Raw genomic sequence first — 11,107 nt, 5'->3', positions numbered from 1 at the left:
GACCAGGATCGTCAGCACCACGGCCAGGGCGTACATGCCCAGCAGGTGCCAGAAGTGGTGGTCGGTCAGGGCCCAGGTCCGCCGCAGCGACAGCCTGCCCTCGGCGAAGGTGGTGATCGACAGCAGCGACAGGCGGATGCCGGCCCAGATCGACAGGCCGGCCACGGCGATGGCGCCCAGCACCTCGACCCAGCGGTTGGTCTCGACCGCGCCGAGGCTGATCAGGCCCGCGCCGATCAGCACCAGCACGGCGCTGGGCAGGGCGGTGACGACCAGGGCCACCACCCAGCCGACCAGGGCGACGATGAACTGCCGGCCCTCTTCGGGGCCGACGCGCAAATAGGCCAGGCGCCGCTCCTGCGGCCGCACCACCGCCCGCATGATCGCCACGCTGATCACCGACTGCAGGGCCACGGCGAAGGCGATCAGCGGCAGCAGCGTGCCCTTGCGGCGGGCGACGATGTCGACCAGCTCGCGCAGGTCGTTGGTCCGCGACAGCAGCGCCAGGTCGGCCCGCACCGTCCCCCCGAACGCGAAGGCCACCAGCAGCCCCAGCACGACCAGCATGGCGAAGTAGCAGGCGGCCCAGGCCAGCACGACCAGCGGCTTGCGGCGCGTCATGCGGACGCCTTCGAGGGCGGCTTGGACGGGCGAGAAGGTGGTCATGTCCGGAGGGTTCCAGGGGTCGGGGCGGGCTGCAGTCGATAGACGTCGACCAAGGCCGCGGTCCAGACCGGGATGAGATAGAAGAAGAAGATGGCGGCGGCGATGATCGGCTGCACGACCAGCACATCCTCGGGTAAGCCCATGACCGCTTGGAGGCGGCCGATGGCGACCGCCAGGATGAGGGCCGGCGCCGCGAGCACCACGCCCGCGGCCGCCAGGGTCAACACCACGCCGCGCGAACGTCCGAAGGCGCTGATTACCTGAATCCTGTCCTGATCAATCGTGGCCGCTGGGGCCAGGGACAGACGCAAGAACAGCCAGATCATGAGAACCATCGACAGCAGCGGCACGAGGCTGACGGGCACCGCGCCCGGGCCGTTCAGGGCTCCGCGCCAAGCTTCCACCGAGGTGATATCCAAGCCGGGATCATTGACCTTGGCGACGCCCACCACCACCGCCGCGACCAGCGCGAACAACACGGCGGCCACGATGGTCAGGATGACTGTGACCAGCACCTGCACGGCCAGCAGTCGCCACTCCTGGGCGCCCCAGCGCAGGCCCTTCCAGCCGGCCGGGCCGCCGAACGCCGCGCGATACAGGGCGCCGTAGGCCAGGGTGGTGGCGGCCAGTTCCAGCGGCAGGCCCAGGAAGGCCAAGCCCGGCGGCAGGGCGCGGGGCAGCAGGCCGACGACCGCGCCGACGACCAGCGCCGCCCAGCAGCTCCGCACCCCGGGCGCCCATCCCGCCATGCCGGCGCGAACGGTCCCCCCGATCGCCGCCGATCCCTCGCCCATGAAACCCTCTCTCGTCCGCTGCCCGCGCGAACTCCCAGGAGTCATAAGCGGTTCGCCCCCGGCTTGGCGACGAGTCGCGGTGGGTGTCACGCTGAATTTCGCGCGACGTGGCCCTGGCGCCGCTAAGGGGGTCACTTGCGGACAACAGGCGGGTTCCGCCGCGCGGCCGCCGGGGGTATGAGGGCGCCCATGAGCACTTCCCCCAATTCCGCGCGCCCCGTTCACGTCATCGGCGGCGGCCTGGCCGGGTCCGAGGCCGCCTGGCAGATCGCCCAGGCCGGCGTCCCGGTCGTCCTGCACGAGATGCGTCGCGACGAACCGTCCTCAAGCAGCGAAGCGATAGGACAACAAATAAGGACGGATGCGCACCAGACCGACGGCTTGGCCGAGATGGTGTGCTCCAACTCTTTCCGCTCGGACGACTGGCAGTTCAACGCCGTCGGCCTGCTGCACGCCGAGATGCGCAAGCTGGACTCGCTGATCCTGTCGGCCGCCGACCAGCACCAGGTGCCCGCCGGCGGCGCCCTGGCCGTCGACCGCGACAACTTCTCCGCCGAGGTCACCCGCCGCATCGAGGCTCACCCGCTGATCACCATCGTCCGCGAAGAGATCGCCGGACTGCCGCCTGAGGACTGGGACAGCGTGGTGGTGGCCACCGGCCCCCTCACCTCGCCCGCCCTGGCCGACGCGATCCTGGACCTCAGCGGCGAAGGCCAGCTGAGCTTCTTCGACGCCATCGCCCCGATCATCCACGTCGAGTCGATCGACATGGACATCGCTTGGCGCCAGTCGCGCTACGACAAGGAAGGCCCCGGCGGCGACGCGGCGGCCTACATCAACTGCCCGATGAACAAGGCCGAATACGAGGCCTTCATCGACGCCTTGCTCGCAGGCCCCAAGGCCGAGTTCAAGGAGTGGGAGCACGTGCCCTATTTCGACGGCTGCCTGCCGATCGAGGTGATGGCCGAGCGCGGCCGCGAGACCCTGCGCCACGGTCCGATGAAGCCGGTCGGCCTGACCAACCCGCGCGACCCCACCGTCAAGTCGTACGCCATCGTCCAACTGCGCCAGGACAACGCCCTGGCCACGCTGTGGAACATGGTCGGCTTCCAGACCAAGCTGAAGCACGGGGCCCAGGCCGAGGTGTTCCGGATGATCCCGGCCCTGGCCAACGCCCAGTTCGCCCGGCTGGGCGGCCTGCACCGCAACACCTTCATCAACAGTCCGCGCCTGCTGGACCGGTCCCTGCGGATGAAGGTCGCCCCGCGCCTGCGCTTCGCCGGCCAGATGACCGGCGTCGAGGGTTATGTCGAAAGCGCCGCCACGGGCCTGCTGGCCGGCCGCTTCGCCGCCGCCGAGCGTCTGGGCAAGACTCTGGACGCCCCGCCCCCGACCACCGCCCTCGGCGCTCTGGTCGACCACGTGACCGGCGGCCACATCGAGGGTCAGGAGGTCGGCAAGACCAGCTTCCAGCCGATGAACATCAATTACGGCCTGCTGCCGCCGATGGAGACCCCGAAGGTCGGCGACGACGGGGTGAAGATCCCGATGAAGGAGCGCGGCCGGGCGAAGAAGCGGCTGATGAGCATTCGGGCGCTGGCCGACCTGGACGCGTGGATCGCCGAGGGCTGACGCGTCCCCGAGGCCGCGCCGGCTAGGGCGTGATCTCGGGCGGCGGGCGGATGCGCCGGTACCGTGCCTCGACCAGGCCGAACAGCCCGAAGGCGATCAGGCCGGCGGCTACCAGGCACAGAGCCGTGTTTCCGAACGGCTGGTGCTCGACCGCCTGCAGCGCGCCGCCCCAGCTGCGGGCCTCGCCGGCCCGGGCCTGGACGCCCGCCATCACCAGGAAGACGCCCAGCGGCAGGCTGGCCAGGCCTCGCGCCGCGTAGCCCGTCTTGGCCAGAGGCACGACCACCCGGCACAGCCGGTCGTCGCACTTCAAGCGCTTGCTGAAGTCCTGGACCAGGCCCTGAATGACGTTGCCGACACCGAAGGCCAGGACGGCCAGGCCCGCGATGATCAACAGCGTGTCGCCGTAGGGCAGGTCCAGAATGGTCCCGGCGGTATGGTGGACTTTCTGTTCTTCGTCGATCTCGCCGACATCCTCGAGTTCGTCCAGCAGTTCGAAAGCCGACAGGGCCAGGCCGCCATAGACCAGCCCGCTGAACGCCTGGCCGGCCCGCACCGCCCAGGCCTTGGGCGTGCGGCCATGCCGGTCGGCGTCGAACACCGCCTGCAGGATCCGCCAGGCCGCGAAGCCCGCCAGGCCGACGCCGATCCCGCCGATCAGCGCCCAGCCCAACGGCCACTCGGCCCAGGCGCGCAACAGGCCCTTGGCGCCCTTGGCGCGCGGCGTCAGGTCCAGCGCGGCCAGCAGCACGACCGCCCCAAGCGCGAGATAGACAAGGCCCCGCGCCGCATACCCGAGCCGCGACGCCAGCTCGATCGCCTTGGCGACGTTCAGCCCCTGGACGCGCTTCACCAGCTTTCGAGGCAAGGCGATCAGCGATATCGACATGGTTCGTGCCCAGATGACCCAACTGGGATCACCAACGACGGCCCGGGCGCGAGCGTTCCGCCTCGTCGATCGAGGGTCAAGCCTGTCTTTCGCTAAGTAAGTGATTTATGACTTAGCTTCAGGCGCCGGTCGTTCGGTCTGGCGCTTGTCGAGGCATGTGCGCGGGAAGCTGTTTCGCGCCGCCGATCATGGCGAGCTTTGCGGCTCGCCGATGTTAGGCAAGCATGTCACGGATGGCGTGTACGGCAAAGGGGAGCCCGGCAGGGTGGCGGAGGCCTTCGAGATCGGCATGAGAGCCAAGGCGCGTTGCGACCTGATGGGCGTGGAGCCCTACAGCGAAGCCGACGGCATGCTGGTGCGCCGGTTCCTGACCCCCGCCCACGACGAAGCCTTGAAGACGCTGGCCTTCTGGATGGAAGAGGCCGGCATGAGCGCCCGCCGCGACCACGCCGGCAACCTGGTCGGCCGCTATGAGGGCGAGACGCCCAACGCCCCGGCCCTGCTGATCGGTTCGCACATCGACAGCGTCCGCAACGGCGGTCGCTACGACGGCGCCTTGGGCGTGATGCTGGGGATCGACGTGGTCGAGGCGCTGAGCGCCGCCGGTCGCCGCCTGCCTTTCGCCGTCGAGGTCATCGCGTTCGGCGACGAGGAGGGCTCGCGCTTCCCCGCCTCGATGACCTGCAGCCGCGCCGTGGCCGGAACGGTCAAGCCCAGCGTTATGGAGATGACAGACGGCGACGGCGTTAGTCTGGCCGAGGCCTTCGCCGCCTTCGCCCTCGACCCCACCCGTCTGGAGGAAGCCGCCCGCAAGCCGGGCGAGGTGTTCGCCTTCCTGGAAGCCCACATCGAACAGGGTCCGGTGCTGGAGGCCGAGGGCCTGGCCCTGGGCGTGGTCACCGCCATCGCCGCCCAGAAGCGGCTGATCGTGCGGTTCACCGGCATGGCCGGTCACGCCGGCACCACCCCGATGAACCTGCGCAAGGACCCTGGCCCCGCCGCCGCCGAGGCGATCCTGGCGCTGGAGCGGATCTGTTCCGGCGGGAAGGATGGCCTCGTCGGCACCGTCGGCCGCATCACCGCCCTGCCCGGCGCCTTCAACGTCATTCCCGGCGCGGTCGAATATTCGATGGACATCCGGGCCGAGGTCGCCGCCACGCGTGACGCCGCCGCCGAGGCGGTGACCGCCGAGATCGAGGCCATCGCCGCCCGGCGCGGCCTGGAGGTCTCGGTCACCCTGATGCAGGACCTGGCCGCCAGCCCCTGCGATCCCGGACTGACCGCCTTGCTGGAAGACGCCGTCGCCGCCACCGGCCAGCCGCCCCGCCGCCTGCCCAGCGGGGCCGGCCACGACGCCATGGTCATCGCCGACCTCTGCCCCACCGCCATGCTGTTCATCCGCTGCGAAGGCGGGATCAGCCACAATCCGCGCGAGGCCGTCACCGAGGCCGACTGCGCGGTCGCGGCGGAGGCGATGCTGGGGTTCGTGGATCGGCTTTCAACGCAATTTTCTCTGTCATCCCGGACGAGCGCGCAGCGCGAAGATCCGGGACCGACGCGTGAACTCGGCGCTTCCGGCGGTCCCGGGTCTGCGCTTCGCTCCGCCCGGGATGACAAGCTTTGAGTGACAAAATGAGCACCACCTTCGGCGAACTCGACCATCCCGCCCGCCTGCTGATGGGCCCCGGCCCGATCAACGTGCATCCGCGCGTGCTGCGGGCCATGTCGGTGCAGCTTCTGGGCCAGTTCGACCCGGAGTTCACCGGCTACATGAACGAGACCATGGCGCTGTACCGTCAGGTCTTTCAGACGAAGAACCAGCAGACCTTCCTGATCGACGGCACCTCGCGCGCCGCCATCGAGGCGGCCCTGGTCTCGGTGCTGGCCCCGGGCGACGACGTGGTGGTGGTCAACGCCGGGCGCTTTGGCCTGCTGCTGTCCGAGATCGCCGAGCGCTGCGACGCCAAGGTGACCCTGGTCGAGGGCGAGTGGGGCAAGGTCGTCGATCCTCAGGCCGTGGAAGACGCGGTCAAGCGCGTACGCCCGCGCCTGGTGGCCTGCGTGCACGGCGACACCTCCACCACCATGGCCCAGCCCATCGAGGCGATCGGCGAGATCTGCCGACGCCATGACGCCCTGCTCTATGTCGACGCCACCGCCACGATCGGCGGCATGAGCGTACCCGTCGACGCCTGGCAGGCCGACATTGTCACCGGCGGCCTGCAGAAGTGCCTGGGCGGTCCGTCCGGCTCGGGTCCGATCACCATCAGCGACCGCGCGGCCGACCACATCTTCAGCCGTCGCCATGTCGAGGCCGGCATCGCCACGGCGGGCGTGGTCAGCGGCAATGGCCGCCGCATCGCCTCCAACTATTTCGACCTGGCGATGATCATGGACTACTGGTCCGACAAGCGCCTGAACCACCACACCGAGGCCGCCTCGATGCTCTACGCGGCGCGCGAGTGCGCCCGGGTGGTGCTGGAGGAAGGGCTGGAGGCCCGCTTCGCCCGCCACGCCCAGGCTGGGGCGGCCGTGGTCGCTGGGGTGGAGGCTCTCGGCCTTCAGGTCTACGGCGACAAAGCCCACAAGATGACCAACGTCACCGCCGTGATGATCCCGCCCGGCGTCGACGGCGACCGGGTGCGGACCCGCATGCGCACCGATTTCGAGATCGAGATCGGCACGGCCTTCGGGCCGCTGGCCGGCAAGGTCTGGCGGATCGGCGCGATGGGCGTCAATGCGCGCAAGCATGCGGTTCTCACCACGCTGGCGGCGCTGGAGGCGGTGCTGCGCGGCGAAGGTTACGGCTTCACGGCCGGAGCCGGCGTGGACGCGGCGCTGGGCGTCTTCTCATGACCGGCTACCCCCGCGACCTCWTCGGCCACGGCGAGCACCCGCCCCACGCCCAGTGGCCCAACGGCGCCCGCGTGGCCGTGCAGTTCGTCCTGAACTACGAGGAAGGCGCCGAGCGTTCGGTCCTGCACGGCGACCCGCAGGCCGAGCACTTCCTGTCGGAGATGGTCGGCGCCCAGCCGGTCCCCGACGCCCGGCACATGTCGATGGAGAGCCTCTACGAATACGGCTCGCGGGCCGGCTTCTGGCGGATCCGGCGGCTGTTCGAGGAGTTCGGCCTGCCGCTGACCGTCTATGGCGTGGCCCAGGCCATGGCGCGCAATCCCGACGCGGTCGAAGCCATGCTGAAGTCCGGCTGGGAGATCGCCAGCCACGGCTATCGCTGGATCGACTACCAGCACTTCCCCGAAGCGCTGGAGCGCGAGCACATCGCCCAGGCCATCGAGATCCACGAGGCCCTGACCGGTGAGCGGCCGCTGGGCTGGTACCAGGGGCGCAGCAGCCCCAACACCGCCCGGCTGATCGCCCAGGAAGGCGGCTTCGTCTACGACGCCGACAGCTATGCCGACGACCTGCCCTACTGGGACGACCAGCACGGCAAGGCCCAGTTGATCGTGCCCTACACCCTGGACGCCAACGACATGCGCTTCGCCGCGCCCCAAGGCTTCAACAGCGGCGATCAGTTCTTCGCCTATCTGCGCGACAGCTTCGACGCCCTGTACCTGGAAGGCGAGACCGCGCCGAAGATGATGAGCATCGGCCTGCATTGCCGGATCGTCGGCAAGCCCGGCCGGATCATGGCCCTGCGCCGGTTCCTCGAGCACGTCACCGCCCACGACAAGGTCTGGGTGGCCAAGCGCATCGACATCGCGCGGCACTGGATCGCCACTCATCCCTACAAGGCCCCCACCAAGAAGGAGAGCGCCCAATGAGCGCCCCGCCCCTGACCCTGGCCGACCTGAACCGGATGAACCGCACCGGCTTCGCCACCACCCTGGGCTTCGCCTTCGAGCTGTCGCCGTGGGTGGTGCAGCGCGCCTATGACGCCGCGCCGTTCGACAGCGTCGAAGCCTTGCACGCGGCGACCATGGCCGTGCTGGAAGCCGCCCCCGAGGCCGAGCGCCTGTCCCTAATCCGCGCTCACCCCGAACTGGCCGGCAAGGCGGCGATCGCCAAGACCCTGACCGCCGAGAGCAACGCCGAACAGGCCGGCGCCGGGCTCGACAAGCTGACGGCGGAGGAGTTCGAGCGCTTCCACGCCCTGAACACCGCCTATCGCGAGCGCTTCGGCTTTCCGTTCATCATCGCCGTGCGGCTGAACGACAAGACCGCGATCTTGGCCGCCATGCAGGCGCGCCTGGACAATGACAAGGCCGCCGAGATCGCCGAAGCGATCAAGCAGATCGGCCTGATCTCGAAACTTCGCCTGCAAGACGCGGTGACCGGCTGAGATGGAATACGACGTCTCGACCTGGCTGAACCTCTCCCTGCGCTGGCTGCACGTGATCGCCGGCGTCGCCTGGATCGGCGCCTCGTTCTACTTCGTCTGGCTGGACAACAACCTTCGCGCTCCGGTCCCTGAAAAGGACGGCGTGAAGGGGGAGCTGTGGGCCGTACACGGCGGCGGCTTCTACCATTCGCAGAAGTACATGACGGCTCCGGCCCACATGCCCGACCACCTGCACTGGTTCAAATGGGAGGCCTACACCACCTGGCTGTCGGGTTTCGCCCTGCTGATCGTGCTCTACTATGTGGGCGCGCCGGTCTATCTGATCGACGCCGGCAAGCACGCCTTCAGCCAGGCCGGCGCCATCGCCACGGGCCTGGCCTTCATCTTCGGCGGACTGCTGGTCTACGAGGGCCTGTGCCGCTCGCCGCTGGGCGCCAGGCCGCGCCTGTTCGGCATCACCTGGTTCCTGGCCCTGACGGCCGCGACCTGGGCCCTGACCCAGATCTTCACCGACCGTGGAGCCTTCATCCACGTCGGCGCGATCATCGGCACGTGCATGGTCGGCAACGTGTTCCTGATCATCATCCCCAACCAGCGCAAGATCGTCGCCGACATGCTGGCCGGGCGCGAGGTCGATCCGCGCCTGGGCGCGATGGGCAAGCAGCGGTCGGTGCACAACACCCACATGACCCTGCCGGTCATCTTCATCATGATCAGCAACCACTATCCGGTGATCACGGGCCATCACCTCGCGTGGCTGCTGCTGGCCCTGATCAGCGCCGGCGGGGTGTCGATCCGCTACTTCTTCATCCTGCGCCACCACGGGATCATCAAGCCCGACTATCTGATCCTGGGGGCGTTCCTGATTTTCAGCGTCAGCATGGTCGCCAGCATCAAGCCCAAGCCGGCGGACATCGTCTCGGACGTGCCCTTCCCCGTCGCCCAGGCCATCGTCGAAAAGCACTGCGTGACGTGCCACGCGGCGGTCCCGACCCACAAGGGCTTCACCGCTCCGCCGAACGGCGCGGCCTTCGATACGCCGGCGGGCATGGCGCGCTATGCGGGCAAGATCCGGGAACGCGCGGTTGACACCACCAGCATGCCTCTTGGAAACGAGACTCACATTACCGATCAGGAGCGGGCCCAGCTGGGCGCCTGGATCCAAGCGGGAGCAAAGACGCAGTGACCACCTTGGTAGAGACGCCTTCGGCCGCACCGACCGACGACGCCGCTCCGGCGCCCCGCAAGCGAAACGCCGAGCGGACGCGCAAGGCGATCCTGACCGCGGCGCTCAAGGAGTTCTCCCAGGCGGGTTACGCCGGCGCGAGGATCGAAAAGATCGTCAAGGCCGCCAAGTGCAACATCCGCATGCTCTACCACTACTTCGGCGACAAGAAGGGCCTGTACCTGGCGGTGCTGGAAGCCGCCTACGAGGACCTGCGCGGCCGCGAAGCCGAGCTGGAGATCGACTTCGACCGGCCGCTGGAAGGCTTTCTCGCGCTGCAGCGCTTCACCTTCGACTATTTCGAGAAGAACCCGCGCATCGACGGCCTGCTGCGCAACGAGAACCTGATGCAGGGCAAGTTTGTCTCGCAATCGCGCAAGGTCACAGAAACAGCCTTTCCGCTGCGCCGCACGATCGAGGGTCTGATCGAGAGCGGCCAGAAGCAGGGCGTCTTCCGCGACGGCCTGGACTGGGCCCAGATCTACGTGACCATCGCGGCCATGAGCCGGTTCCACCTGGCGAACGGCTATTCGCTGTCGGTGACGCTGGACACCGATATGAGCAAGCCGGATTGGCGACGGGCGCGACTGACGCATGCGCTGGAGTTGTTGGAAGGGTATTTGCGGAAGTAGGTGCGGTGAGCACTTGCCCCCTACGGGTCGCTTCGCGACCGTCTTCCCCCACAGGGGGAAGAGGAGCCACGCGGCGGGGCGGATAGACGGCGAAGCCGTCAGGTGGGGGCAAGTGAGTGAGCCACCGCCCTAAAACAACACCCCCTTCTCCAGCATCCCATGCACGCCCTTTTCGCCGYTGACCATCTGGGTCACGCGGAAGTCCACGGCCAGCGAACAGAACTGATAGGCCTGCACCCGTGTCAGCGCGGACCGCGAGACGATCAGCTCGATCATCCCCCGCAGCGCCTGCTTCATCGCTAGGTCCAGGTCTTCGTTGAAGCCCAGGGTCAGGTAGTGCGTCGGGCTCTCGGCGCTGGGCCAGGTCCGAACCCCGACGTCGGCGGCCTTGTGCAGGATGAAGGTGAAGGTCCCCGTCAGCCCCATCTCCAGGGCGTTGACGCAGACCTCGCCGTCGCCCTGGCGGCCGTGCCCGTCGCCCGCCGAGAAGTTCGCGCCCGGAACCCAGACCGGCAGGAACAGGGTCGAGCCGGCGACCAGCTCCTTGCAGTCCATGTTGCCGCCGTGCTCGCGCGGCTCGCGGCTGGACAGACGTCCATAGCGCGGCGGCGGGGCGACGCCGGTGGTGCCGAAGAACGGCCGCAGCGGCAGCGTCGGGCCCCAGGTCGGTTTGCAGGTTCCGGCCGCCGCGTCGACGGCGATGTGGCTGACATAGCGCTCGGGAAAGTCCTCCGGCAACGTCCCGGCCAGCGGCCGGACGGCGCAATAGCCCCAGGTGTTGTTCGGCTCGATGGCCTCGATCCGCACCTCCAGCGTGTCGCCCGGCTCGGCGCCGGCGATCGCCACCGGGCCGGTCAGGATGTGCGGGCCGATGCGTTCGAGCCGGGCGTCGTGGATCGTCTGCAGGGCGGGCGGGATGACCAGTCCAGAGTCAGGGGCCGGCATGACCTCGGGTCCGCCCGACAC

Annotated in this window: 10 protein-coding genes and 1 pseudogene; 7 read left to right on the top strand and 4 right to left on the bottom strand. The window is 68.9% G+C overall.

Going from position 1 to position 11,107, the window contains the following annotated elements; all coding sequences use genetic code 11:
- On the bottom strand, window positions 1–666 hold a 666-nt coding region (locus AC1DZ6_RS09510; RefSeq protein WP_477096947.1), incomplete at its 3' end, for a hypothetical protein.
- Window positions 663–1,460, bottom strand: a complete 798-nt coding sequence (locus AC1DZ6_RS09505; protein WP_477096946.1) for a hypothetical protein — start codon at window positions 1,458–1,460, stop codon at window positions 663–665. The genes AC1DZ6_RS09510 and AC1DZ6_RS09505, both read right to left, overlap by 4 nt.
- Window positions 1,461–1,649: 189 nt before the next feature.
- Here AC1DZ6_RS09505 and trmFO point away from each other — a divergent pair, with 189 nt between their 5' ends.
- The gene (trmFO, locus tag AC1DZ6_RS09500) at window positions 1,650–3,092 is read left to right on the top strand and encodes a methylenetetrahydrofolate--tRNA-(uracil(54)-C(5))-methyltransferase (FADH(2)-oxidizing) TrmFO (RefSeq protein ID WP_477096945.1); all 1,443 of its coding nucleotides are present in this window, start codon (window positions 1,650–1,652) and stop codon (window positions 3,090–3,092) included.
- 22 nt (window positions 3,093–3,114) lie between these two features.
- On the opposite strand, the gene AC1DZ6_RS09495 is transcribed toward trmFO, so the two are convergent.
- Window positions 3,115–3,981, bottom strand: a complete 867-nt coding sequence (locus AC1DZ6_RS09495) for a DUF1206 domain-containing protein (protein ID WP_477096944.1) — start codon at window positions 3,979–3,981, stop codon at window positions 3,115–3,117.
- A gap of 289 nt (window positions 3,982–4,270) precedes the next feature.
- Between AC1DZ6_RS09495 and AC1DZ6_RS09490 the strand changes: the two are divergent.
- From AC1DZ6_RS09490 to AC1DZ6_RS09465, 6 genes and pseudogenes are all read left to right on the top strand, one after another.
- A pseudogene (locus AC1DZ6_RS09490) lies at window positions 4,271–5,482 on the top strand (allantoate amidohydrolase); the annotation flags it as partial.
- A 131-nt stretch (window positions 5,483–5,613) separates the two neighbouring features.
- Window positions 5,614–6,837, top strand: a complete 1,224-nt coding sequence (locus tag AC1DZ6_RS09485) for a pyridoxal-phosphate-dependent aminotransferase family protein (RefSeq protein WP_477096943.1) — start codon at window positions 5,614–5,616, stop codon at window positions 6,835–6,837.
- Window positions 6,834–7,766, top strand: a complete 933-nt coding sequence (gene puuE, locus AC1DZ6_RS09480; RefSeq protein ID WP_477096942.1) for an allantoinase PuuE — start codon at window positions 6,834–6,836, stop codon at window positions 7,764–7,766. The genes AC1DZ6_RS09485 and puuE overlap by 4 nt, the downstream gene beginning before the upstream one ends.
- Window positions 7,763–8,284 carry a 2-oxo-4-hydroxy-4-carboxy-5-ureidoimidazoline decarboxylase gene (uraD, locus tag AC1DZ6_RS09475; RefSeq protein WP_477096941.1) on the top strand — a complete coding sequence of 174 codons (522 nt, stop codon included), beginning with the start codon at window positions 7,763–7,765 and terminating at the stop codon, window positions 8,282–8,284. The genes puuE and uraD overlap by 4 nt, the downstream gene beginning before the upstream one ends.
- Before the next feature lies 1 nt (window position 8,285).
- Window positions 8,286–9,470 (top strand): urate hydroxylase PuuD, encoded by a 1,185-nt coding sequence (locus AC1DZ6_RS09470; RefSeq protein ID WP_477096940.1) that lies wholly within the window; start codon window positions 8,286–8,288, stop codon window positions 9,468–9,470.
- Window positions 9,467–10,141: a TetR/AcrR family transcriptional regulator gene (locus tag AC1DZ6_RS09465; RefSeq protein WP_477096939.1), complete on the top strand. Its 675-nt coding sequence runs from the start codon at window positions 9,467–9,469 to the stop codon at window positions 10,139–10,141. Before AC1DZ6_RS09470 ends, AC1DZ6_RS09465 begins: the two co-directional genes overlap by 4 nt.
- A 129-nt stretch (window positions 10,142–10,270) precedes the next feature.
- On the opposite strand, the gene AC1DZ6_RS09460 is transcribed toward AC1DZ6_RS09465, so the two are convergent.
- Window positions 10,271–11,107 (bottom strand): acetamidase/formamidase family protein (locus tag AC1DZ6_RS09460; RefSeq protein ID WP_477096938.1); only part of this gene is annotated, 837 nt, incomplete at its 5' end.

Source organism: Caulobacter sp. P1_B12_2 (assembly GCF_056406675.1).
This window is presented reverse-complemented; position numbering and strand designations above follow the sequence as displayed.

What these genes read in the sequence shown, in the direction of transcription:
- AC1DZ6_RS09505 (WP_477096946.1), bottom strand. Translation starts at nt 1,460, where the DNA reads ATGGGCGAGGGATCGGCGGCGATCGGGGGGACCGTTCGCGCCGGCATG.
- trmFO (WP_477096945.1), top strand. Translation starts at nt 1,650, where the DNA reads ATGAGCACTTCCCCCAATTCCGCGCGCCCCGTTCACGTCATCGGCGGC.
- AC1DZ6_RS09495 (WP_477096944.1), bottom strand. Translation starts at nt 3,981, where the DNA reads ATGTCGATATCGCTGATCGCCTTGCCTCGAAAGCTGGTGAAGCGCGTC.
- AC1DZ6_RS09485 (WP_477096943.1), top strand. Translation starts at nt 5,614, where the DNA reads ATGAGCACCACCTTCGGCGAACTCGACCATCCCGCCCGCCTGCTGATG.
- uraD (WP_477096941.1), top strand. Translation starts at nt 7,763, where the DNA reads ATGAGCGCCCCGCCCCTGACCCTGGCCGACCTGAACCGGATGAACCGC.
- AC1DZ6_RS09470 (WP_477096940.1), top strand. Translation starts at nt 8,286, where the DNA reads ATGGAATACGACGTCTCGACCTGGCTGAACCTCTCCCTGCGCTGGCTG.